Consider the following 22,865-nt stretch of genomic DNA (forward strand, 5'->3'; position numbering starts at 1 on the left):
TCGCACGGCGGCAACTTCTCAGCGTCGCCGTGGTGGGATATGAGGAGAACTACGACCCGAGACCCAGGCGACGGTATCGCAGCTGCCGTGCGGCCAGCAGATCCGCGGCGGACCTACCGGTGAGACCGGCCAGTTCGTCGGCAATGGCCGCCACCATGCGCAGCGCGAAATCCACCGGCTCGTCCGCGGCATCGGGATACTCGGGCACGACGCGGTCCACGATTCCGTCGGCCCGCAGATCCTGGGCGCGGATCCTCTGGGCAGCGGCCAGTTCCGGGGCGTGCCGGGTGTTGCGGTAGACGATCTCGCTCGCACCCTCGGGCGGGAGCGGAGCCAGCCAGCCGTTCGCGGCCGCCAGTACCCGGTCCGCCGGCAGCAGGGCCAGCGCGCCACCGCCGGTCCCCTGACCGAGCAGCACCGACACCGTCGGAGTGTCGAGGGTGACGAGATCGGCTATGCAGCGGGCGATTTCGGGCGCCAGGCCGCGCTCCTCCGCCTCCCGGGACAGCGCGGCGCCCGCGGTATCGATGACGAGGACCAGGGGGACGTGGAGTTCGGCGGCCAGGTGCATGCTGCGCCGGGCCTCGCGCAACGCCGCCGGGCCCATGGTGTTCTCGGGTGACTGCCCCGCGCGATCGTGACCGAAGACGATGCAGGGCTGCCCGCGGAAACGGGCGAGCGCGTGCACGACGGTGCGATCCAGCTCGCCCTGTCCGGTGCCGGACAACGGAACTCGATCGGTGGTGTGGCGCAGCAACTCCCGGATTCCCGGCCGATCGGCCCGCCGCGAGATGAGCACCGACTGCCAGCCGTCGACGTCGCCGGTATCGAGCAGCGCCGGGCCGCGCCGCTGCTCCGCACCCGCCGGGAAGGAACCGACGCCCTCCTCGGAACGGTGTGGGCCGCAGTCCTTTTCGGGCAGCGGCAGCGGTCCGTCGCACAGGACGTTCAGGGCGCGATGTGCGATCCGGCGGAAGACCGGCACCGGGACGACTCCGTCGATAACGCCATTGTGGTAAAGGTTTTCGGCCGTCTGCACGCCCTCGGGGAACTGTTTCCCGTACAGCGCCTTGTAAACTCGCGGCCCGAGAAAACCGACCAGTGCGCCCGGCTCGGCAAATGTCATGTGCCCCAACGATCCCCACGAGGCGAACACCCCGCCCATGGTCGGGTCGCGCAGATACACCAGATATGGATGCCCCGCCGCCTTGTGTGCGGCCAGGGCCCCGGCGACCGTCACCATCTGCACGAAAGCGACTGTGCCCTCCTGCATTCGGGTGCCGCCGGAGGTCGGCGAGGCGAGCAGCGGCAGTCCCAGCTCGGTGGCACGCTCCACCGCCGACACGATGCGCTCGGCCGCGGCCACCCCGATGGACCCCGCGAGAAACCCGAACTCACACGCGAGCACGGCGACCCGCCGCCCGCGCAGCAACCCCTCCCCGGTGAGCACCGCCTCATCGGTGCCCGCCGTTGCCGCAGCAGCCAGCAAATCCCCGCGATACCCGGCCGATGCCGCCACCGCAACGGGTGGCCGATCCCAGCTCACGAAGGAACCGGGATCGAGCAATGCGCCGAGCAGCTCCCGCGCCGAGATCTTCATGAGGCATGAGAGTAGCTACAGATGGCACATCCTCAGTTCGCGGCCCGCCTCGGCCTGGACTGACGGAGCGGGGGAGCGGAGCGGAGGAGGGAAGGCCGAGGTAACAGGGCCGCGAACCGCGGCGGCGGAGCCGCCGCAATTCAACTCAGTACCCCTGCACAACCTTGCGCAGTGCGTACTCGGTGACCGCGACCAGAGCCTGCTTCACCGGCTCCCGGCGACGGGCGTCGATCGAGAGGATCGGCACGTCCGCGGGCACCGCCAGGGCCTGGCGAATGTCCTCGACCGGATACCGTGGCGCATCATCGAATTCGTTGATGGCCACCAGGAAGGGTAGGTTCCGCGCCTCGAAGTAGTCGACGGCGGCGAAACTGTCCTCCAGCCGGCGGGTGTCGACCAGCACCACCGCGCCGATGGCGCCCTTGATCAGGTCGTCCCACATGAACCAGAAGCGGTACTGGCCGGGCGTGCCGAACAGGTACAGCACCAGGTCATCGGCCAGGCTGATGCGGCCGAAGTCCATGGCCACCGTGGTGGTGGCCTTCGACGGGACCCCGGTCAGGGAGTCCACGCCGACACTGGCATTGGTCACCAAAGCCTCGGTGCGCAGCGGAACGATCTCCGACACGGCACCGACCAGGGTGGTCTTGCCGACACCGAAACCACCGGCCACGACGATCTTGGCCGACGTGGGCTTGCTGGTGCGCGTGTCGACCTGTGTCGTCGAATCAAATACGCCGGAGTCCACTGAGAACCCTTTCGATCAGCTCGCGACGTTCATCGTCGCTGGAATCGTCTTTCAATGTCGCCGATACCCGCACATGGCCGGCATCGATGAGGTCGGCGACCAGCACCCGCGCGACCCCGAGCGGGATGCCCAGACGCGCGGCTACCTCGGCAACCGACGGCGATTCTCTGCACAACTCCACGATTGACGTCTCGATATTGGTGAGTTCGAACTGCCGCTCGAGGGCGACCGGATGCGATGCGACGAGCGCCTCCAGGGCGAGCTCCACCTTCGGCCGGGTGCGACCGGCCGTCAGTGAATAAGGGCGAACCAGGCTCGGCTCGGCGCTCCCAACGCGTTCGTTATCTATGTCCATCCCGCCATCAGGAACCCATCGTGACGCGAGGTGTGGCCTGAACCGTCTGGCCCACTCGCTCGACCAACAAGGCCATCTCGTATCCCACCTGGCCGATGTCGCAGGACGTATTCGTCAGCACCGCCAGGTACGAGCCGTCACCGACCGCCATGAGCAGCAGGTAGCCGTGTTCCATCTCGACCACCGACTGCAACACGGTGCCGCCCTCGAACAAGTTCGACACACCCACCGAGAGGCTCGCGAGCCCCGCGGTCACCGCTGACAGCTGTTCGGCACGGTCCACGGGCAGCTGCGCACTCGCGGCCATCAGCAGGCCGTCAGCCGATACCAGGACCGCGTGCGCAACGCCGGGAACCTCATTGGCGAAATTCGAAACCAGCCAATCCAGCTGACGCTTCGTACCACCTAGATCGGGGTTCATCGGTCTCCTTTATCTCCGGTTAGGTTCATAGCTTTCATCGCGCGGCCATCCCGGACGCCCTGCTGGTGACGACTCAGACTTGACCTGATGGATTCTGGGTCCCGATGGGCCGCCTTGTCAGCGTTTCCGGTGACACCACCGGGCACAAGTCGGTTACCGGGATCGCGCTGCGGCAGACCCGCGGCGGTCCGCTTGTCCGCCGCGGACTCATTGACGCGGCGAGCCGCCTGCCAGCCCTCGTCACCCGGTGATTCGAAGGACGACGCCACCTGGGACCGGTCGGCATTCGGATCCGATAGCCACGCCGACATCATCTCGGCGAAAATCGGCGTACCGCCCATGATCGCATCGCCACCGGAATCGGCTGGCTGCAAACGGGTCTGGAAGAACGACGCCGCCTTCTGCGGATTCGAGCGGAAGCTGTGCCGTCCTGGCTCCTTGACAGCGTCGGAGCCGTTCTGCGGCAGGCCCACACCCGGAATCGGGCTCGGGCGCTGCGGCAGCACCGCACCCGGATCACGCTGCGGCAGACCGGTCGCGCCCCGCTGCGGCAGACCCGCGCCCGGATCACGCTGCGGCAGTGGACCGCTCAGCGGATCACGCTGAGTCAGACCACCCGACAGCGGATCAGCGCCCGGGGCACCACGCTGCGGCAGACCGCCGGCCGACTCCCGCTGCGGCAGACCGCTACCGGCGTCACGCTGCGGCAGACCACTGCCAGCATCCCGCTGCGGCAGGCCGTTGCCACCGCGCTGCGGCAGACCACCGGCGGCAGAATCACGCTGCGGCAGAGACCCACCCAGCGGATCACGCTGAGTCAGTCCACCCGACAACGGATCCGCACCGGCGGCACCACGCTGCGGCAGACCGTTGCCCGCGTCGCGCTGGGGAAGACCCTTGCCCGCGTCGCGCTGGGGCAGGCCACCGGCCGCAGCACCACGCTGCGGCAGACCACCCGCGGCCGGATCACGCTGCGGCAGGCCGCCGTCGCGCGGCGCGAGGCCATCACGCTTGGGCAGACCCGGCACGTCCGAATCCGGAGCGGCGGCGAGGCCATTGCCCCCGTCCCGCTGCGGCGCGGCGCCCCGCTGCGGCAGCCCCTGGCCCGGAGCACCCGGACCACGCTGCGGCGGAGCGCCATTGGCGCCCGGCTCCCGACGCGGCAGACCACCGGCAGCGGAATCACGCGGCGGCAGACCACCGGCCGAAGGATCACGCGGCGGCAGACCACCGGCGGCCGAGTCACGCTGCGGGAGACCACCAGCGGCGGGCTCACGACGGGTCGGACCCGAATCCGCTCCGCGCGCTTGCTGCGGCGCACCATTGCTACCCGGGTCGCGCTGGGGCAGGCCGCCGGGCGCGGGGCGCTGCGGCTGGCCGAGGCCGGCCTCGCGGCCCGGCGCACCGTTGGTGCCCGGCTGACGCTGCGGCAGACCACCCGGTCCCGACGCAGCTCCACCCGGCGCGGCATCGCGCTGCGGCAGGCCGACGGAGGGATTGCGCTGCGGCATCGCACCGGACTGACCCGGCTGCAGCAAACCGCCCTGGCCCGGACCGCTGGGCGCGCCCCCCGGCTCGCCCGGTCGCGGCGGCAGGCCGCCCGGGGCACCTTGACGCTTGAGCATGTTGGCGGCGAGACCGCCCCGCGGCTGCGACGGGCCCTCGGGGCTCTGGCCGCGCTGCGTCGCTCCACCTCCCAGCGCTTGATTGGCGCCCGGCTGGGCCGAGGGCGCGGACGGACCGTGCGCACCCGGATCACGCTGGGGTAGGCCGGCGGGCTTCGACCCGCCCGGAGCCGCCAGGGTGTGCTTGACGGTGGGCCCGTTCACACCGGGCTGCCGGGTCGGCAGACCGCCCGGCACCTGGGCGCCCGGCTGCCGCGTGGGCAGTCCGGTCGAGGCGCTGGCCGCGGCGGGGGCCGGGGCAGCGCCCGGCGTCTGTCCCGCCGGAGCCGGAATCGGCCCGCTCACACCCGGATCCACGGTGACCATCACATTGCCGGTCGCCGTGCGGGTGACCGCGCGCATCTGCATGGAGGACGGCGCACCGGCCTGGTTGCCCGCACCCTGCGGCGCGGCCGGCGTGGGAGCCGGAGCCGACGGCGGCGTCTGACCCTGCTGCGGCGGTACCGAGATCGGCCCGCCCGCCGAGACGATCAGCGGCTTGGGCACGTGCACGGTGACCGTCACGCCCGGGTCCCGGGCGATGTCGAAGGTCGGGCGCAGCCGCACGGTCAGGCCGTGGCGCTCGGCCAGGCGGCCGACCACGAACAGACCCATGTGGCGGGCGGTGTCCGGACCGACCTCGGCCACGGCCTCCAGCCGCCGGTTGATCTCGGCCATTTCGGCCGGGGGCATACCGATACCGCGGTCGGCGACCTCGATCAGCAGCCCCTGATCGTGTGCCTGCGCGAAGGTGAACTTGACGTCCGTCTCCGGGGGCGAGGCGCGCAGCGCGTTGTCCAGGAGCTCGGCGAACAGGTGCGCGAGGTCGGAGGCGGCGGGCTCGACGAGCGCACCCCGCGGGGTGGCGCCCAGCTTGACGCGTTCGTAGTCCTCCACCTCGGAGATGGCGGCGCGCAGCACGTCGGCGATCTCGACGGGCGCGGACTTGGTCCGGCGCTGCTTGGTACCGGCCAGAATCAGCAGGTTGTCGCCGTTTCGCCGCATACGGGCGGCGAGGTGGTCGAGGCGGAAGAGGTTTTCGAGCAGGCGCGGGTCCTTCTCGTCGTACTCCATCGCCTCGATGAGCGAGAGCTGGTGATCGACAAGGGACTTGGAGCGGCGGGCCAGGGTCTCGAACATGTCGTTGACCTGGGTACGCATGGCGGCCTGGTCGGCGGCCAGGCGGAGTGCCTGACCGTGGATGTCGTCGACGGCGCGGGCCAGCTGGCCGATCTCCTCGTCGGTGTGCACCGGCATCGGTTCCAGCGGAACGTCTTCGGGATCCGCGCCGTCACGCAGCGAGGAAACTTCCTGGCCGAGGTCGTATTCGGCGACGCGCAGGGCGGCCAGGCGCAGACGGCGCAGCGGGACGATCATCGCGCGCGCGATCAGCACGGCCAGCGCGAGGGCGCCGAGGATGGTGGCGATGACGATGATCGAGTAGCGGATGGCGCCCGAGCGGGCCGCCGCGGCCAGATCGTCCACCCGGGACACGATGTCCCTGGTGGAGGCGGTCGCGATGGACTGGTAGCCGTTGATGCTGGCGACCAGCGAATCCTTCAGCTCGGCGACGGGCAGCTGCCCGGCCAGCGCCTGCGGGCCGTTGACCAGCTGCACGCGGGTGTCGGCCTGCCGATCGAGCTCCGCGATGGTGGCGTCACCGTCCGGGAAGCGGTGCGCGAGCACGGCCAGCATCTGCCGCTCGGTATTGACGCCGATCTGGATGTCCTTGAGGCCATCCTTGGGGTTGTTACGTAGCGCCTCGGCCATACCGGCGACCTCGTTGAACAGCATCCAACGGCTGTTCAGCGAGTCGACCAGGCGCAGCTTGGACTGGTCCACGTTCTTGTCGGCGACGCTGGACACGATGTTCTCCACCGTGCGCACGCTGTCGCCGCGGATCCGTTCGACCGCGGTGACGGTGTCCGGGATCGACTTCGACGGCGCCAGGCCCTGGGACCGGATCGCCTTGGCGCCCACGATCATCTCGTCCAGCGCCGAGCGGGCGCTGGGCATATCGCTCAACCGCGCGGCGGCCTTCTCGGCGAACGCGATGGCCGTATCCAACTGCGCAAGCTCCGGATCCGAGGTCAGCGACTGGGTCGGACCCAGCATGACCATCTGACCACTGGCGACCTGCGCCGCATCAGCACTGAGACCGGTGATCGCCGGGATGACCCCGACATGATCGGTCGCCGTCGAGAGCCGGCTGGAGTCGGCGAACTCCGCCGAGATCCTGGACGCTCCCAGCACAACAGCAACCAACAGCGGCACGGCGAGCACCGCCGTGACCTTCCATCGCAGGTCCCAGTTGCTCAGCGCCCAGCGCTTATTGCTGCCGGACCTAGCGGCGTCACGCATCTCCCACTCACTTTCCAAACTGGCCCCAGCCACGCGCCATCAGCGAGCCTCCGCGATCGCACGCTGGGCTCGACTGGCACAGCTGGCCGAGAACTGCGGCTGGCCGAGAAATTGCGTCCAAGACGGCCGAAATATGTGACATGCGATTCTAACGGATCAATAACTTCTTGTGTGACCTCTTGGCAACCACCGGTCTCTGACCTGCCATTTGCAGGCAAAATCAAAGGTCGCGGCGTCCGCCCGGACGTCGCGTGAAGTCTGCCACAATCAGCTGGATCTATCGAGGCGGGCATCTCAGCGCATCTCGAGGACACATGGCGGAGCTAGGGAGTCACCGGGTTGAACGCGAAGCAGGAGTACCGATCGGCTTATCAGCTGAGCCTGGTCGATCCCTCGGAGTTCTGGTGCGACGCGGCCGAAGCCATCAGCTGGGATGTGCCTCCCACCCAGATTCTCGATACCGCGGCCCGTCCGACGGCGCGCTGGTTTCCCGATGCTCGCCTGAACACCTCCTACAACACCCTGGACCGGCATGTGCGCGATATCACATCCCCGGAGGGCCCGACCGGCGGTCAGGAGGGGGGTCGCGCTGAACAACCCGCCCTAATATACGACTCCGCTATGACCGGGTCCAGAAGGATCTACACATATCGGGAGCTGCTGGACGAAGTCGCCCGATTTGCCGGATCCATGCTCCGACTGGGCGTCAAGACCGGTGATCGCGTCGTCATCTATATGCCGATGATTCCGGAAGCCGTGGTGGCCATGCTCGCCTGCGCCCGCATCGGCGCGGTGCACTCGGTGGTCTTCGGCGGATTCGCCGCCCACGAACTCGCGGCCCGCATCGACGACGCCGAACCTGTGCTGATTATCACTGCCTCCGGCGGGCTGGAACCCGGCCGCCGCATCGAATACCCGCCGATCGTGCTGGCCGCCCTCGACCTCGCGGAGACCACCGCGCCCCGCACGGTGCTGGTCAAGCAGCGGGACGGCTTCCCCACCATTCGTTTTCCCGCCGAGCAGGCCGCCACCGAACATCTGCCCGCCTCCTCCGACACCGTCGCCGCCCGCTGGCTGGACTGGGACGAGGCGCAGATCGGCGCGGAACCGGCCGATCCGGTCTCGGTGGCCGCGACCGATCCCCTCTATATCCTCTACACCTCCGGGACCACCGGGAAGCCCAAGGGCGTGGTGCGCGACAACGGCGGGCACGCGGTCGCACTGGCCTGGTCCATGCGCAATATCTACGAGGTCGGCCCCGGGCAGACCATGCTCACCACCTCCGATATCGGCTGGGTGGTCGGGCACTCCTACATCGTGTACGCGCCGCTGCTGGTCGGGGCGACCACCATCCTCTACGAGGGCAAGCCGATCGGGACCCCGGACGCCGGGACCTTCTGGCGACTGGTGGACGAGTACAAGGTGGACGTGATGTTCACCGCACCGACGGCGCTGCGGGCCATTCGCCGCGCCGATCCGGACGCCGCACACGCGCATCGGCACGATCTGACCCGGCTGCGGGCGCTGTTCTGCGCCGGCGAGCGGCTGGACCCCGCCACCTACGAGTGGGCGGTGGAGACCCTGCTCGCGGAGCGGCCCGACTGCCCCGTCGTGGACCACTGGTGGCAGACCGAGACCGGCTGGCCCATCTGCGCCAATCCGCTCGGGCTGCAGCAGCTCCCGATCAAGCCCGGTTCGGCCTCGGTGCCGGTGCCCGGGTACCGGCTGCGGGTGCTGGATTCCGAAGGCAATGCGGTCCCACCCAATACAGAAGGAAACATCGTCATCGGGCTGCCGCTGCCACCCGGCACGCTGACCACGCTGTGGCGCGACGACGCCCGCTACGAGCGCTCCTATCTCTCCGCCTATCCCGGCCACTATCTGACCGGGGACTCCGGCTTCTTCGACGAGGACGGTTACCTGTACGTCCTGGGCCGCAGTGACGACGTCATCAATATGGCCGGGCACCGGCTCTCGGCGGGCGGCATCGAGGCGGCCATCTCCGGGCATCCGGCCGTGGCCGAGACCGCGGTGGTCGGTATCCCGGACGAGCTGAAGGGGCAGCGGCCGATCGGGTACGTGGTGCTCAAGACCGGCATCGACATCGAGTCCGAGCGGCTGCGCGCCGAGGTCATCGAGCGGGTGCGCGAGCGGGTCGGCGCCATCGCCACCCTCTACGACGTGGTCGCGGTGACCGCGCTGCCCAAGACCCGCTCCGGAAAGATCCTGCGCCGCACCATGCGTCAGATCGCGGCGGGTGAAACCTTCGAGGTGCCGCCCACCATCGACGACGCCGCCATGCTGCCCACCCTGGAGAAGCAGATTCGCGACGCGGTCACCCTCATGGAGGACAAGGAGCGCATCGCCGCCGCCGATGCCGCGGTCGCAACCTCCCCGATCCACCGGGTCGATCCGGCCACCCTCGATACGGGCGCGTCCGGGGTGAATCCGGCCGCTCAGGCCGGGGATTCGGCCGTCTCGGGCTAGCCTCAGAGAGTTTTCATACTTCGCTCATCGGCCTCCCATGCGGATGGTTTAGCGTCGGGCGGGCGCGAATCGCGGGATTCGCGCGCCATCCTTTCGCTCTGCTTGTCGAACAAGAAAGGTCGATGCATGAGCTTCGTCCGTAATCGCCGCGTCGGTGCGCTCTTCGGAGCCGGCGCGGTCGCCGCCGTGGCCCTCGCCCTCGCGCCCGCCACCGCCTCGGCCTCCCCCGCGGATCTGGTTGCGCCGCTACTGAACTCGACCTGCACCTTCACCCAGGTGGACGCGGCCCTGCACGACAAGGCTCCGGCCCTGGCCTCGTTCCTGGACCAGAACCCGGGCTACAAGTCCGAGTTGCAGGCCAAGTTCGCACTGTCGCCCGAGCAGCGTCAGGCCGAACTCGACCAGTACCTGAAGGACAACCCGGACGCCGCCAACCAGGCCGCGGCCGACCCGCGGGCCGGTGGAATCGCCGCGGCGATCCAGCAGGTCGCCGACTCCTGCCACAACTACTGACCTTCGTCGGACGATACTGATGTGGTGTGCCGCCCGGGTGGCACACCACACAAGGTTCGCGGCCCGTCTCGTTCTGGACTGAGCGGAGCGGGGGAGCGAAGCGGAGGAGCGCAGGGAGGGAAGAACGAGACCCCAGGGCCGCGAACCCGCCCGGAGCGAAGCGGAGGGCAAATTGGACACAGCGGTACCCACTGTCCTGGTCGTCGACGACGACGAGGATGTGCTCGCATCGGTCGAGCGCGGGCTCCGGCTGTCGGGGTTCCGAGTGGTCATCGCCCGGGACGGCGCGGCGGCGCTGCGCAGTGTCAACGAATCCGCGCCCGATGCAGTCGTGCTCGATATGAACATGCCGGTCCTGGACGGCGCGGGCGTGGTCACCGCGCTGCGCGCCATGGGCAACGAGGTGCCGATCTGCGTACTGTCGGCGCGCAGTTCGGTCGACGACCGGATCGCCGGGCTGGAATCCGGGGCCGACGACTATCTGGTGAAGCCGTTCGTGCTCGCCGAACTGGTCGCCCGCATCAAGGCGCTGCTGCGGCGGCGCAGCGACGTACCCGCCTCCGCCATCCCGGGCGCGATCACCGTGGGCCCCTTGGAAGTCGACGTCGCCGGCTACCGGGCGCTGCTGCACGGCACCGAGATCGAGCTCACCAAAAGGGAATTCGAGCTGCTGTCCACGCTGGCGCGCAGCGCCGGCGTGGTGCTGAGCCGGGAGCGGCTGCTGGAACTGGTGTGGGGCTACGACTTCGCGGCCGACACCAATGTGGTGGACGTCTTCGTCGGCTACCTGCGCCGCAAACTCGAGGTCGACGGCACCCCGCGCCTGCTGCACACCATCCGCGGGGTGGGGTTCGTCTTGCGCGCACCCAAATGAACCGGCCCGCACCCGATTCCGAGCCACCGCGCCGGCGCCGCCACTCCTATTCGCTGCGCTTCCGGGTCGCGGCGGCCGCGGCGCTGGGCGCCACCATCATCGTGGCGGTGCTCAGCTGGGTGACCGTCACCGCCATCGAGCGCAACAATCTCAGTCAGGCCGATCAGCAGCTGGCGCTGTCCTCGCGGATCGTGCTCATCGAGCCGCAACTCGCGGTGACCGTCCTCGACGTGCTCGGGCCCACCAACCAGCTGGCGCTCACCGTGCGCAATGCCGACGGCTCCATGACCAGCACCTCCGTGCAGCTGCCCGCCCTGTCGGTGGGTAATCACACCGTCACGGTGGACGGCAATTCCTACCGGGTGCTCACCACCACCGAGAACCAGCCCGCGGGACGCGTTGTCTCCCTCGGCATTCCGACCACGGAGACCGAGCACGCCACCGCGGAGCAGCGGCGGTTCGTGTTCTTCGCGGCGCTGGCCGCGGTGGCGGCTTCGGCCGGGCTGGGCTGGCTGTTCGGCGGCCGCGCGGTGCGGCCCATCGTCCGGCTCACCGAGGCGGTCGATCAGCGCGGGCCCACCGGCGGCCCGAATGCGCAGCTGCCCGTGGACGGTTCGGGGGTCAAGGAGGCCGACAAGCTGGGCGAGGCCGTCAACACCATGCTGGAGCGGCTGGATCGGGCGCAGGCCGAGATCGCGGCGGCGCTGGAGACCGCGCGCGACTTCGCCGCGGTGTCCGCGCACGAACTGCGCACCCCGCTCACCGCCATGCGCACCGATCTGGAGGTGCTGCGCACCCTCGACCTCAGCGAGGACCAGCGCCGGGAGATCCTCGGCGACCTGCAGCGCGGCCAGAACCGGGTGGAGACCACCCTCGCGGCGCTGGAACGGCTGGCCGCCGGTGACCTCACCAATGAACGCGACCACGTGGTCACCGATGTGGCCGAGCTCTGCGACGCCGCCGCGCACGACGCCATGCGGCACTTCTCGCAGCTGAAGGTGCGTATCGACACCGACGCCGAACTCGTCACCCGCGGCCTGCCCACCGGTCTGCGGCTGGCCGTGGACAACGCGCTCACCAATTCGGCGCGGCACGGCGGGGCCACCGAGGCGCTGGTGTCGGCGCACCGGGCGGCGAACGGGCGCATCGTCATCTCCATCGACGACAACGGGCGCGGACTGCCGCCCGAGGAGCGCGAGGCGGTGTTCGAACGGTTCTTCCGGGGTAGCCAAGCCGCCAAGGGCGGGTCCGGGCTGGGGCTGGCGCTGGTCGCGCAGCAGGCCCAATTGCACGGTGGCCGAGCCTATTTCGACGACGGCACGCTGGGCGGGGTGCGCCTGGTACTGGAACTTCCGGACCGCGATGCGCCGCCGCCGGGGCCATCGCCCGGCCGCGGGTGAACGTACCGGTCTTTACCGAACTCTCAGACAACCATCAGAGCTCGGGACACGCCGCCCCTCTACGGTCTGAATGGTGTTCGGAAAACGCGCCCGCTGGGTCCTGATCGTCCTGCTGCTCGCCGCCGCGGTCACCGCGGGCACGATCAGCGTCCTCCGGCTGCGCTCCGCGCCCACCGCGGTCGCGCTCATCAACGGCGATACCGGGCCACTGGGCGCGCGCATCGCAAAGGAGCTGCAGGGCAGCGGAGCCCGGCACTGGGACGTGGTCGACGAGGCGAGCACCAAGGACTACGCCGCGGTGATCACGCTACCCACCGACCTCAGCACCGACATCACCTCCCTGCTCACCGACAAGCCGCAGCGGGCGCAGGTCACCGTCACCACCCACGATCGCGCCGACCCGAACCTGGTCAACGACGCGGTGACCGAGGTGACCAAGAAGATCAGCGCCGCCGGGCTGGACACCCTGTTCGCGACCATGAACACCGCGCGCCTGCAGGTGTCGCAGATCGCTGGCACCTCGCAGCTGCTCAGCGCGGGCGTGCAGGCGGCCGCCGACGGGGCGCAGCAGTTCTCCGGGGGCGCCGACCAGATGATGGACTTCCTGAATCAGGCGAAATCCGGTGCGGGACAGTTGACCTCCGGCATCGACGCACTGAACTCCACCCTGAGCGCCGCCACCACGCAGGCGAATCAGCTTGCCGCGGCGCTGGATTCGACCGGCGTCACCATGGGGCAGGTCTCCCAGGCGGCGAGCACGCTGTCCAACGGTCTCGACTTCGTGGTGCCGCTGCTGCAGGCGCTGCCGTTCGCCAATGATCCGCAGCTGGCGAATGTCATCGCCCAGCTGCAGGGTCTGCAGAACGTGGCGAATCAGGCCAACACCCAGCTCAGCGGCTTCGCCAATCTGACCGGCACGCAAGTCACTCCGGATACCAAGGTCGGGCAACTACTACGCGACGCGGCCGGCAGACTGAACGACGCGAGCACACAACTGAATCAGGGCGCGTCGCTGGCACAGAGCATTCCGGCCATCGCCGATCAGGCGGGCACCCAGCTGGTGGCGGCCATGCAGGCGCTGACCGGTGGCGTCACCCAATTGCAGGCCGTGACCAAAACATTGGGCAATCAGGCCGATCAGGCGATGGGCGCGCTCCCGCAGCTCGGGGTGCCGCAGCAAACGGCCATCGCGGCCGCCCTCACCGACCCGGTCGACATCGTTCGGAAATAACGTTCGCAAACAATCAGCAACATTCGGCGATTCGCCCGGATAGACTCTGCCCGGATTGCTCTAATCGACCCGTTTCGGAAGCTCCACCGCTCTACCGACCCTGGCTCCACCTACCGCCCCGGTACCGGAGAGGAACGATCGTGAGCATGCTGATGGCCGCGCATGACATGTACGGCACGGTTCTCGCCCAGATGGGCAACCCCACCGCGGAAACCCCGCCCATGGCCGACAAGATGATGAAGATGTTCCGCTACTTCACCTGGTTCACCCAGATGTCGGGCGTCGCGGCCATCACCTACGGCGGCGGGCGCTTCGCCTGGGAGAAGTGGGGCGGCGGCTCGGCCTCCCCCAAGATGGTCGCCAACGCCATGATCGGCGGCGCGACCGCCACGAGCGCCGGAACAATCATGAACGCCATCGTCGGCTAGGGATTCGGGAGACAATGCGGGGGCCCAGCCCCCGCATTCCCTCTGGGGAGGAACCGATGACCTACGGCAACGATCCCTACTCGCAGCAGCCGCAACAGCCCGGATTCGGGCAGCAGCCCGGGTTCGGCCAGCAGCCACCGCCTGGCTACGGGCAGCAGCCACCACCCGGGTACGGAGGACAGCCACAGCCCGGGTACGGGCAGCCGATGGGCGGCTATCCGGGTCAGCCCGGGGGCTATCCGCCGGGACCCGGCTATGCCGCGTATCCCCAAGCGCCCTATGCCAGTTGGGGCGCGCGGGTCGGGGCGTACCTCATCGACCGGCTGATCATCGGCGTGCCCGCGGCCATCTTCTACGGCATCGGCTTCGCGGTCGGGTCCAAGGACATGAACTGCACCACCGACTCGACCGACTCCTCCTACAGCACGTCCTGTTCGGGCGGGCTGTCCGCGGGCGGGATCGTGCTGGTGCTCATCGGCGCGGCCATCGCGATCATCGGCGGCCTGTACCTCATCTATATGGAGGGCACCAGCGGCCAGACCCCCGGTAAGAGGCTGCTGGGCATCAAGCTGATCCGCGAGGCCGACGGGCAGCCCCTGGGCTTCGGCATGGCCTTCGTCCGGCAGATCTGCCACATCGTCGACACCCTCCCCTGCTACCTCGGCTGGCTCTGGCCGCTCTGGGACGCCAAGAAGCAGACCTTCGCCGACAAGATCATCAGCACCATCGTCGTGAAGGTGTGAGTTCCAGCAGCGAAGACAACCGTGCCCGCCGCGCTGAAAAGCACGGCGGGCACGGGTTTTTCGTCGACCGGAGTCGTCAGTTCACGACGTCCAGGAGGTCGATGATGAAGACGAGGGTCTTGCCGGCCAGATGGTGGCCACCCGCCTCGCCGTAGGCCAGCTTCGGCGGGATGGTCAGCTGGCGACGGCCGCCCACCTTCATGCCCGGGATGCCGTCCTGCCAGCCCTGGATCAGGCCGCGCAGCGGGAAGACGATGGACTCACCACGGTCCCAGGAGGCGTCGAACTGCGCGCCGGAGTCGTACTCGACGCCCACGTAGTGGACATCGACGGTGTCGCCGGGCTTGGCTTCGGCGCCGTCACCCACAACGAGATCCTTGATCACGAGTTCGGCGGGGGCGGGACCATCCTGGAACTCGATTTCCGGCTTGCTGCTCATGGGCTGTCCTCTTCGATAGATCGGAATCGGGTCTCGATCACCTTATGCCCCGCGCATTCGCCCGCCCGCAGCGGAGGCGAAAATGTCCCGGTGGCCGAAGTGATCGATATCGACGACCCGGACGATCCGCGGGTCGCCGAATTTCGCGACCTCAACAATGCCGATCGACGCCCCGACCTGCCCGGCGGCAAGGGATTGGTGATCGCCGAGGGTGTGGTGGTCGTGCAGCGCATGCTGGCCTCGCGATTCACGCCCTTCGCATTGTTCGGTGTCGCGAAGAGATACGAACAGCTCGCCGAGGAGCTGACCGGAGTGGAAATTCCGTATTACCGGACCAGCGCCGAGGTGATGGCGCAGGTCGTCGGATTCCATTTGAATCGCGGTGTTCTCGCGGGCGCCTATCGGCCGCGTGAACTCACCGCCGGCGAGCTGCTCGCGGACGCGCGCACGGTGGCGGTGCTCGAGGGCGTGAACGACCACGAGAACATCGGGTCGATCTTCCGCAATGCCGCCGGATTGGGTGCGGACGCCGTGCTGTTCGGCGACCGCTGCTCGGATCCGCTGTACCGGCGCGCCGTGCGGGTCTCCATGGGCCACGTGCTGCGGGTCCCCTTCGCCCAGCTGCCACCCTTCCCGGCGGGGCTGGACGTGCTGCGCGACAACGGCTTCCAGATCATCGCCCTGACCCCGAACCCGAAGGCCGACACCCTCGCCACCGCCATGACCGGCGAGAAGGTGGCCCTGCTGCTCGGCGCGGAGGGCCCCGGCCTCACCGAGGAGACCATGCGGGCCTGCGACATTCGTGCCCGCATCCCCATGACGGCGGGCACCGATTCGCTTAATGTGGCGACCGCAGCCGCCATGGCCTTCTACGAGAGAGTGCGTGCCCAGTGAGCCATCCGCCCGACGGACCGTATGGATACGGCTATTCCGAACCCACCCCGTGGGCCAGCGGCATCGCCGTGGTCGTCATGGTGGCCGCGCTGACCGCTGTCGGCGTGTACGCCTTCGGCGCGGCGCTGGCCCAGATCCATCCGGTGCTGTCGGTGGCGGTCAACCTGATCGCGGTGGGCGGGGCCGCGCCGACCGCCTGGCGCTGGCGCTACGCCCCGGTGACCCGCTGGGTGATCGCGGGCCTGGGCGCGGGCGTCCTGCTGGCCTGGCTGGGCCTGCTGCTGTTCTGAGTCAGGAGACCCGGTCGCGGCCGCGCAGCCAGCCCAGCAGTCCGCGTTTGCTGCCGTTGTGCTCGACGGGCGCCTCCGGCACGACCTCCACCATCATCGGCGCCTCGCCCCTGGGGAACAGCGAGAAGCCGCACACCTCGATCCCGTCAGCGGTCAGCGCCTGCTCAGGATCCCGGCCGCGATAACGGAAACCGAGCCACTCCTGATTGGCGGCGTCGGCGAAGTCCGGCGGGTCGAAGGGCAGCAACTGCGGGTCTGGCAGTTCGCCGGGCACGAGGTGGATGGGATGGTCACCCGCCCAATAGGGCCGCTCCCACACCCGTGGCATGCCCTCGTCCTCGAGGATATTGACCCGGGTCGCGCTGAAGGAGCGACGGAATTCACCGCGTTCCCAATGCGCGAACGCGCCCCAGCCCAGGGACAGGTCGTAGGAGATCAGGTAGGTCTGCTCGGAGGCGAGCGGACGTACCAGCAGCTCCGGCAGTCTGGTGGGGCGCGGCAGCGCGGCCTGGGCGGAGCAGACGACCGTGACGCCGGGATAGCAACCGATATAGATGGATTCGGGATCCGGCCCCGCCCACACCTTCATGGTGCCCGAGGCGGCGGGCACCACATCACGGTCCGGGTTGAGCTGTTTGGCGAGTGCGAAGGCGGCGTCCGGGTCGGGTCCCGGGTGCGCACGCAGCACGGCCACCGGATCGGGGGCGTCGACGTACCACAGGGACGAGACCGTTGATGGCACCGACGTCACCTCCCCTCAGTCACTGCACAAAGGCTGGCTACTTTGGAGCAAACATCTGGCGGCCGATCGCCGGCATCGACGTGGATCGACCCGGCGCTGACCGCCGACTCAATGAATCTACCTCCGCGAGGGCCGAAATATCGCCGTTGCGAACCTCGTTTCGCGGCGCGGCGCAGAGCGGATGGCCCGCGGATTCAGCAACCCACTAGCATCCGAGAAATTCGAGCGGCCTACCCGGTGGGACTCAGTGACCGGAGGACCGCACGCCTAGGAGTACATCCTCCCAGGACGGCATCGGCGCCTTGCCGCCCCGCTTGGCCCGATTCGGCTTCTGCGCGTTGGCCTTCGCGGCCGGCTGTGCCGGGGCGGGAGCCGGTTCCGCGGGCTCGGCGGCAGCCGCCGGAGCTGGTGCGGGGGCAGCCGGGAGCGCCGGAGCGGGCTGCTCCTTCGCCGCCGGAGCGGGCGCGGGCGCCGGGGCGGCGGCGGTGGTCACCGGCACGGTGCCGTCGCCGACCGCGGCGCGCTGCTCGAAGTAGTCGTCCACGTTCTGCTGCTTGGCGACTCGCGCCGGCGCGGACTCGTAGTCGGAGGTCCGCTCCTCGCGCGGTGCGGGCGCGGGGGCCGGCACCTCGTCCACCACCGGGTCGGTCTGGTCCGGCAGGATGGTCGCCAGGCCGCGCAGCGCCCGGCCGAAATCGGGATCGATCAGGTCCGAGGCCGGGTCATCGAGCGGCACCACCGAGCCGCCGTGCGCGTCCGGCTGGTAGCGCCAGTGCGCGGCGATCACGGAACGGCCCGCCTGCCACTGCAATTGGGCCACCCAGTAGCCCTTCTCGTCCTTCCAGGCGTCCCATTCGGCGACCTCGATATTGTGGCCGCGCTCGGCGAAGGCGGCCGACACGATCTCGATGAGGGTCTCCACGGCGGGACCGTCGTTGCGGACCGGGTGCGCCTTCTGCGCCAGCTCGGCGGCCCGGGCGCGTTCCAGCAGAACGGGATACGCGAAACGCTCCACCCGCGACAGCGGCATACCCGACTCTTCGGTGACCTGCTCCACGGACGCACCGGCACGGATACGGGCCTGGATATCGCGAGGACGCATCGTGGCTTCCGTTTCGATCTCGATTTGGCCGAATCGGGCAAGATCCCCGCGGGCAGCGGCGCGCAGTTTATCGTCGGCGGCGAGCCGGTACTTCTGGCCGCTCTCGGTATCGATGCACACGATGTGCGTGGAATCGGGCGTCAATCCGATTACTCGAAGTTCACGCACCGTTACCTCCTGTTCGCTGCGCAACTCACAGCTATAGCTAGGCTCGCGACACCGCCCACGTTCTGGAACAGTAGTGCACTTCTGAGAATCATGGGGCAAGACACGCGGCGCGGAAATCTGTTCCCAGACTTCCGCGCCGCATTAGTGTGATCGATTCGCCTCAGCGGCGAAAGCGGTTTCACGATCTCCCGAAGATCGGGAGAGAACCGTGAACCGATGTCGTTTTTACTGCTCAGGCCAGCTTTTCGACGACCCAGTCGACGCAGCGGGTCAGCTGCGACACATCTTCGGGATCGATGGCCGGGAACATGCCGATGCGGAGCTGGTTACGGCCCAGCTTCCGGTACGGCTCGGTGTCCACGATTCCATTGGCGCGCAGCACCTTCGCCACCTGCGCGGCGTCCACGGTGTCGGCGAAGTCGATGGTGCCGACGACCTGCGAGCGCAGCGCCGGGTTCTGCACGAACGGCGTTGCGTACGCGCTGGTCTCGGCCCACGAGTACAGGCGCGAGGACGAGTCGGCGGTGCGCTTAACGGCCCAGTCCAGGCCGCCGTTGCCATTCAGCCACTCGATCTGGTTCGCGAACAGCAACAGGGTGGCAAGCGCCGGGGTGTTGTAGGTCTGGTCCTTGCTGGAGTTGTCGATCGCGATGGGCAGCGAGAGGAATTCGGGGGTCCAGCGACCCGAGTTCTTGATTTCCTCCACCCGCTCGAGCGCCTTGGGGCTCATGAGCGCGATCCACAGGCCGCCGTCGGAGGCGAAGCACTTCTGCGGGGCGAAGTAGTAGACGTCGGTGTCGGCGATGTTCACCGGCAGACCGCCCGCGCCGGAGGTGGCGTCGATGGCGACCAGCGCGTGCTCGGAACCGGCCGGGCGCGACACCGGGATGGCGACACCGGTGGAGGTCTCGTTGTGGGCCCAGCCGATCAGGTCGGCCGACGGGTCGGAGGTCGGCTCGGGGGCGTCGCCCGGCTCCGACTTCACCACGATCGGGTCACCGATGAACGGGTTGCCCTTGGCGACGGAGGCGAACTTCGAGGAGAACTCGCCATTGCTCAGGTGCAGCGACTTCTCGCGGATCAGGCCGAAGGCGGCGGCGTCCCAGAACGCGGTGGTGCCACCGTTGCCCAGCACGACCTCGTAACCGTCGGGCAGCGAGAACAGGTCGCGCAGACCGGAGCGCACCCGCGCCACCACGTCCTTGACCGGCTTCTGCCGATGCGAGGTACCGAACACCGAAGCGCCGGTATCCACCAGGGACTGCAGCTGCTCGGGGCGGACCTTGGAGGGGCCGCAACCGAACCGTCCGTCGGCGGGCTTGAGATCGTCGGGGATGGTCGGGAACGCAGAGGTCATGGCGACAAGGGTAGAGGTGCTATCACCCGCGCTCACGCCCGGGTCCGGTCGGAAAAACATTCCCACGAGCGGGTTCGGCAAACCGCGGGTATCGCTGTGTCGGGCACCACACAGCGATTACGGTGTACCGCCATGGACATGGCCGCACACGAGCGACCGCGCAGCGCTTCCAACCAGCCGCCCGATTCCGGACGCGGCGCGCCACCGAATTCCGGTCGGCCGCGACCGCAGGTCGCGCCCGCCCCGCGAATCGGCCTGCTCGCCCGGCTGTCCTCGCAATTCGGTTCCCGCGGCCTCACCCGCCGCGGGCCCGCGCTCGACGACGCCGCGCGGCGCGAACTGCTGCTGCACGGCGTCGAGGGCGCCGCGACCGTGCTCGGTGTGCACGACACTGCCGAGGGGCCGGAATTCTGGGTCCGGGTCCAGCTCGAGGGCCGGCATGCCCACGAGACGCGGGTGCGGCAGCGGGTGAACGCGGCCGATCGGCAGTGGATGCAGCCCGGCGATGTGGTCTGCTGCCGGGTCGATCCGGGCGATGACGACCGGGTGGTGCTGTATCTGCCCGCGTCCGAGGAGACCTCGCGCACCAATATCGCCAAGATCCTGGCCGACGGTCGCCGCGCCCGCGCCACCGTGCTGGCCGCGACACCGGTCGCAGCCGACTACACCGGCAGAGACGATCCGGTGCTGCGGCTGGATCTGGAACTGCACGCCTGGGACGAGCCGGGGCCGTGGCGGGTGCGGGTGGTGCAGCCGGTCCCCCTGTCCGCCCTGGAATTGGTGGATCTGGGCCGGCATCTGGAGGTCGCCTTCTTCACCGTCGACCGCGGCGAATCCGTCGCGGTGGACTGGGCGGCCTCGCTACCCGGCTGACCGCCGGGCCCGAAATGCTGTGCCACGTGCCCGAAAGGCTGTGGCACGTGCCCGAAAGGCTATGGCAGGTGCACGAATTGGAAGCCGTTGGACTTCAGAACGGGCAGCGCGGCGAGCATGCCCGCGCCGGTGCCCGACTTGGGGCGGTGCATGTGCGCCAGGGAGATGCCGCCGGTCTTGGCGGCCGTCATGTTGTTCTGGACCTGGGCGGCGGTCGCGGTAGCACCGAAATCGGCGTTGACCGAGAAGCCGACCGGGGTCTCGCCCAGGTCCTTCACGATCGCCACGGCCACGTCGTCGTAGTGCGCGGTGCCCGCGCGGAAGAAGCGGGGCGCGTGACCAGTCAGGGCGGTGATGCGCTGATGGTTGCCCCACACCTCGTCCACGGCCGCCTGCGGGGAGGCGGTGCCCTTGATCTCGTAGGCGGCGCGGCCGTTCACCGACAGCGGGCAGTGCGCGGTGCCGTGATTGCCGATCTCGAAGAGCGGGTTGGCGGCCAGCTGCCCGGCGCGACCGGGATTCGCGTCGATCCAGCGCTTGTTCAGGAACAGGGTGGCCGGAATCTGCTGGGCCTGCAGGAAGGCCAGCAGGTTCTCGTCGATGTCGTTGTTGCCGGGGCCGCCGCAGGCGTCGAAGGTGACCGCGAACTGCTTGCCCGTGGCATTGAACCCGGTCACGATGCCGTCGAGGTCCATGCCCCAGCCCTGCGGCTGCCGACCGGCATACTTCGCGGCCACGGCGTCGGGCGACACCGTGGCGGCGGGTAGCCGCGCCGGCGCGGTGGCCGGATCGGCCCCGGCGTGCGGATCGAGGATGCGGTCGGACGAATTGCCGTTCGCCACACCGCATCCGGCGGTGACGAGGCCTGCGGCGAGCGCCGCGCCCGCGGCGAAGAAGCCGCGCCTGGACAGTCCTGCGTCGAGCACCGGTGCAGGTTATGTGAATCCGGTCGCAGTAGCCAGGACCACGATCATGATTGTTCCAACCGTTGCGATCCGGCAACCAATTCGCCACCGCCGTTGGTGCAGATTTAATCCATTGTTCCACTGCAGGATTCGCCGCCGCAGCCCGAATACGAGCACCTCGGGACGCCGCCGCTGGTGAGCGGATCAGCAATCGCGCAGCACTCACGGCGTGTCGGATTTCCAGTTCATCCCGAAGGCCGGATTGCTCCAGACTGTAGCCTGCCCGACCGAAACAATCCCTTTGCAAGGAAACGCATTGACATACCCGAACAACCCGTACCCGCAGCAGCAGCCCGGATACGGCTACCCGCCCGCCGATCAGCCCGCCCCGGGCTACGGCGCACCCCAGCCCGGCTACGGCGCGCCGCAGCAGCCCGCCTACGGCGCACCCCAACCTGGTTACGGTGCGCCCCAGCCCGCGTACGGCGCCCCGCAACCCGCGTACGGGGCTCCGCAGCCCGGCTATGACGCCCAGTCCCCCTACGGCGCTCCGCAGCAGCCCGCGTACGGCGCGCCCCAACCTGCTTACGGCGCAGCGCAACCCGCGTACGGGGCGCCGCAGCCCGGCTATGCGCCGTTCGGAGGGTACGGGGCACAGTATGCGAGCTGGGGCGCGCGTGTGGGCGCGTACCTGATCGACGGCGCGATCTGGGTTCTGCCCGGCACGATCCTGCGGACCATCGCGGTCACCGCCGGCACGTCGAAGGTGCAGTGCAGCGTCACGCCCGGCACCTACCACACGTCCTGCACGGGCGGTGGGATGAACGCGGTGGGCGTCATCTGCCTGCTGCTCGCCTTCGTCGTCGGCGTCGCGGGCCTGCTGTTCATCAGCCACCAGGAGGGCACCACCGGCCAGACCCCGGGCAAGCGCGTGGTCGGTATCCGGTTGGTCCGCGAATCCACCGGCCAGCCGGTCGGTTTCGGTCTCGCCATCGGCCGCCGCCTGCTGCACTTCATCGACGCCCTCCCCTGCTACCTCGGCTTCCTGTGGCCCGCCTGGGACGACAAGAAGCAGACCTTCGCCGACAAGATCGTCAGCACCATCGTCGTGAAGGGCTGAGAGCTTCCCGGGGCTGGGGGGTGACCCGGGGACGGATGTGAAAAACGGTGGCCCGCAGCGATTCCCGCTGCGGGTCAACGTGGTATTTGCACTAGAGTACTTGTGCGACACCAGAGCCCCGCCCGGGGCGGGGGCGAGGTTTCGAGAGGG

Annotated in this window: 21 protein-coding genes; 11 read left to right on the top strand and 10 right to left on the bottom strand. The window is 69.0% G+C overall.

Annotated features, from left to right (window positions below):
- Positions 1–49: 49 nt before the first annotated feature.
- The 5 genes from ACFXN1_RS08645 to ACFXN1_RS08665 form a co-directional block, all read right to left on the bottom strand.
- A complete protein-coding gene (locus ACFXN1_RS08645) occupies positions 50–1,600 on the bottom strand; it encodes a carboxyl transferase domain-containing protein (protein ID WP_379435837.1) in 1,551 nt (516 codons plus the stop codon).
- A 145-nt stretch (positions 1,601–1,745) separates the two neighbouring features.
- Complete coding sequence (locus tag ACFXN1_RS08650; RefSeq protein WP_174391578.1) at positions 1,746–2,348, bottom strand: ATP/GTP-binding protein; 603 nt, start codon at positions 2,346–2,348, stop codon at positions 1,746–1,748.
- Positions 2,329–2,703 (bottom strand): DUF742 domain-containing protein, encoded by a 375-nt coding sequence (locus ACFXN1_RS08655; protein WP_033085504.1) that lies wholly within the window; start codon positions 2,701–2,703, stop codon positions 2,329–2,331. The genes ACFXN1_RS08650 and ACFXN1_RS08655 overlap by 20 nt, the downstream gene beginning before the upstream one ends.
- Before the next feature lie 7 nt (positions 2,704–2,710).
- Positions 2,711–3,124 (bottom strand): roadblock/LC7 domain-containing protein, encoded by a 414-nt coding sequence (locus tag ACFXN1_RS08660; RefSeq protein WP_029930951.1) that lies wholly within the window; start codon positions 3,122–3,124, stop codon positions 2,711–2,713.
- On the bottom strand, positions 3,121–7,149 hold the full coding sequence (locus ACFXN1_RS08665) for an ATP-binding protein (RefSeq protein WP_379435836.1): 4,029 nt from the start codon (positions 7,147–7,149) through the stop codon (positions 3,121–3,123). Before ACFXN1_RS08665 ends, ACFXN1_RS08660 begins: the two co-directional genes overlap by 4 nt.
- A 339-nt stretch (positions 7,150–7,488) precedes the next feature.
- Between ACFXN1_RS08665 and ACFXN1_RS08670 the strand changes: the two genes are divergently transcribed.
- From ACFXN1_RS08670 to ACFXN1_RS08700, 7 genes are all read left to right on the top strand, one after another.
- Positions 7,489–9,636 carry an AMP-binding protein gene (locus ACFXN1_RS08670; protein ID WP_379435834.1) on the top strand — a complete coding sequence of 716 codons (2,148 nt, stop codon included), beginning with the start codon at positions 7,489–7,491 and terminating at the stop codon, positions 9,634–9,636.
- Between the two features lie 126 nt (positions 9,637–9,762).
- Positions 9,763–10,149 (top strand): hemophore-related protein, encoded by a 387-nt coding sequence (locus ACFXN1_RS08675; protein WP_379435833.1) that lies wholly within the window; start codon positions 9,763–9,765, stop codon positions 10,147–10,149.
- A 172-nt stretch (positions 10,150–10,321) separates the two neighbouring features.
- Entirely contained in the window at positions 10,322–11,023 is a 702-nt protein-coding gene (locus tag ACFXN1_RS08680) for a response regulator transcription factor (RefSeq protein WP_354830812.1), read from the top strand.
- Positions 11,020–12,423, top strand: coding sequence for a sensor histidine kinase (locus ACFXN1_RS08685; protein WP_379435831.1), 1,404 nt, complete (start codon positions 11,020–11,022; stop codon positions 12,421–12,423). Before ACFXN1_RS08680 ends, ACFXN1_RS08685 begins: the two co-directional genes overlap by 4 nt.
- Positions 12,424–12,493: 70 nt before the next feature.
- Positions 12,494–13,654, top strand: a complete 1,161-nt coding sequence (locus ACFXN1_RS08690) for a YhgE/Pip domain-containing protein (protein WP_379463531.1) — start codon at positions 12,494–12,496, stop codon at positions 13,652–13,654.
- Between the two features lie 146 nt (positions 13,655–13,800).
- Positions 13,801–14,082 (top strand): hypothetical protein, encoded by a 282-nt coding sequence (locus ACFXN1_RS08695; protein WP_379383426.1) that lies wholly within the window; start codon positions 13,801–13,803, stop codon positions 14,080–14,082.
- A gap of 56 nt (positions 14,083–14,138) precedes the next feature.
- On the top strand, positions 14,139–14,825 hold the full coding sequence (locus ACFXN1_RS08700; protein WP_379435828.1) for an RDD family protein: 687 nt from the start codon (positions 14,139–14,141) through the stop codon (positions 14,823–14,825).
- A 76-nt stretch (positions 14,826–14,901) separates the two neighbouring features.
- Here ACFXN1_RS08700 and ACFXN1_RS08705 read toward each other — a convergent pair whose 3' ends face one another.
- Positions 14,902–15,264 carry an FKBP-type peptidyl-prolyl cis-trans isomerase gene (locus ACFXN1_RS08705; RefSeq protein WP_379397857.1) on the bottom strand — a complete coding sequence of 121 codons (363 nt, stop codon included), beginning with the start codon at positions 15,262–15,264 and terminating at the stop codon, positions 14,902–14,904.
- Positions 15,265–15,354: 90 nt separating this feature from the next.
- Here ACFXN1_RS08705 and ACFXN1_RS08710 point away from each other — a divergent pair, with 90 nt between their 5' ends.
- Both ACFXN1_RS08710 and ACFXN1_RS08715 read left to right on the top strand, forming a co-directional pair.
- On the top strand, positions 15,355–16,158 hold the full coding sequence (locus tag ACFXN1_RS08710) for a TrmH family RNA methyltransferase (protein ID WP_379397859.1): 804 nt from the start codon (positions 15,355–15,357) through the stop codon (positions 16,156–16,158).
- A complete protein-coding gene (locus tag ACFXN1_RS08715; protein ID WP_379382921.1) occupies positions 16,155–16,448 on the top strand; it encodes a DUF2537 domain-containing protein in 294 nt (97 codons plus the stop codon). Before ACFXN1_RS08710 ends, ACFXN1_RS08715 begins: the two co-directional genes overlap by 4 nt.
- Before the next feature lies 1 nt (position 16,449).
- Here the strand turns inward: ACFXN1_RS08715 and ACFXN1_RS08720 are convergent, their stop codons facing one another.
- The 3 genes from ACFXN1_RS08720 to serC form a co-directional block, all read right to left on the bottom strand.
- Entirely contained in the window at positions 16,450–17,190 is a 741-nt protein-coding gene (locus tag ACFXN1_RS08720) for a DUF6928 family protein (RefSeq protein WP_379397863.1), read from the bottom strand.
- A gap of 244 nt (positions 17,191–17,434) precedes the next feature.
- The gene (sepH, locus tag ACFXN1_RS08725) at positions 17,435–18,460 is read right to left on the bottom strand and encodes a septation protein SepH (RefSeq protein ID WP_379435826.1); all 1,026 of its coding nucleotides are present in this window, start codon (positions 18,458–18,460) and stop codon (positions 17,435–17,437) included.
- A 232-nt stretch (positions 18,461–18,692) separates the two neighbouring features.
- Positions 18,693–19,817: a phosphoserine transaminase gene (serC, locus tag ACFXN1_RS08730; RefSeq protein WP_379397867.1), complete on the bottom strand. Its 1,125-nt coding sequence runs from the start codon at positions 19,815–19,817 to the stop codon at positions 18,693–18,695.
- 132 nt (positions 19,818–19,949) lie between these two features.
- On the opposite strand from serC, the gene ACFXN1_RS08735 reads away from it, so the two are divergent.
- A complete protein-coding gene (locus ACFXN1_RS08735) occupies positions 19,950–20,690 on the top strand; it encodes a hypothetical protein (RefSeq protein ID WP_379435825.1) in 741 nt (246 codons plus the stop codon).
- A 59-nt stretch (positions 20,691–20,749) separates the two neighbouring features.
- Here ACFXN1_RS08735 and ACFXN1_RS08740 read toward each other — a convergent pair whose 3' ends face one another.
- On the bottom strand, positions 20,750–21,616 hold the full coding sequence (locus tag ACFXN1_RS08740) for a polysaccharide deacetylase family protein (RefSeq protein ID WP_379435823.1): 867 nt from the start codon (positions 21,614–21,616) through the stop codon (positions 20,750–20,752).
- A gap of 295 nt (positions 21,617–21,911) precedes the next feature.
- Here ACFXN1_RS08740 and ACFXN1_RS08745 point away from each other — a divergent pair, with 295 nt between their 5' ends.
- Positions 21,912–22,715 carry an RDD family protein gene (locus ACFXN1_RS08745; protein ID WP_379435822.1) on the top strand — a complete coding sequence of 268 codons (804 nt, stop codon included), beginning with the start codon at positions 21,912–21,914 and terminating at the stop codon, positions 22,713–22,715.
- The last annotated feature ends 150 nt before the right edge of the window (positions 22,716–22,865 follow it).

The organism is Nocardia sp. NPDC059154 (assembly GCF_042755705.1).
GTDB lineage: Bacteria > Actinomycetota > Actinomycetes > Mycobacteriales > Mycobacteriaceae > Nocardia.

Bases quoted from the DNA above. Each gene is read 5' to 3' on its own strand.
- ACFXN1_RS08705 (WP_379397857.1), bottom strand. From the start codon at position 15,264: ATGAGCAGCAAGCCGGAAATCGAGTTCCAGGATGGTCCCGCCCCCGCC.
- ACFXN1_RS08700 (WP_379435828.1), top strand. From the start codon at position 14,139: ATGACCTACGGCAACGATCCCTACTCGCAGCAGCCGCAACAGCCCGGA.
- ACFXN1_RS08685 (WP_379435831.1), top strand. From the start codon at position 11,020: ATGAACCGGCCCGCACCCGATTCCGAGCCACCGCGCCGGCGCCGCCAC.
- ACFXN1_RS08660 (WP_029930951.1), bottom strand. From the start codon at position 3,124: ATGAACCCCGATCTAGGTGGTACGAAGCGTCAGCTGGATTGGCTGGTT.
- ACFXN1_RS08695 (WP_379383426.1), top strand. From the start codon at position 13,801: ATGCTGATGGCCGCGCATGACATGTACGGCACGGTTCTCGCCCAGATG.
- ACFXN1_RS08645 (WP_379435837.1), bottom strand. From the start codon at position 1,600: ATGAAGATCTCGGCGCGGGAGCTGCTCGGCGCATTGCTCGATCCCGGT.
- ACFXN1_RS08690 (WP_379463531.1), top strand. From the start codon at position 12,494: ATGGTGTTCGGAAAACGCGCCCGCTGGGTCCTGATCGTCCTGCTGCTC.
- ACFXN1_RS08655 (WP_033085504.1), bottom strand. From the start codon at position 2,703: ATGGACATAGATAACGAACGCGTTGGGAGCGCCGAGCCGAGCCTGGTT.
- ACFXN1_RS08675 (WP_379435833.1), top strand. From the start codon at position 9,763: ATGAGCTTCGTCCGTAATCGCCGCGTCGGTGCGCTCTTCGGAGCCGGC.
- ACFXN1_RS08665 (WP_379435836.1), bottom strand. From the start codon at position 7,149: ATGCGTGACGCCGCTAGGTCCGGCAGCAATAAGCGCTGGGCGCTGAGC.
- serC (WP_379397867.1), bottom strand. From the start codon at position 19,817: ATGACCTCTGCGTTCCCGACCATCCCCGACGATCTCAAGCCCGCCGAC.
- ACFXN1_RS08735 (WP_379435825.1), top strand. From the start codon at position 19,950: ATGGACATGGCCGCACACGAGCGACCGCGCAGCGCTTCCAACCAGCCG.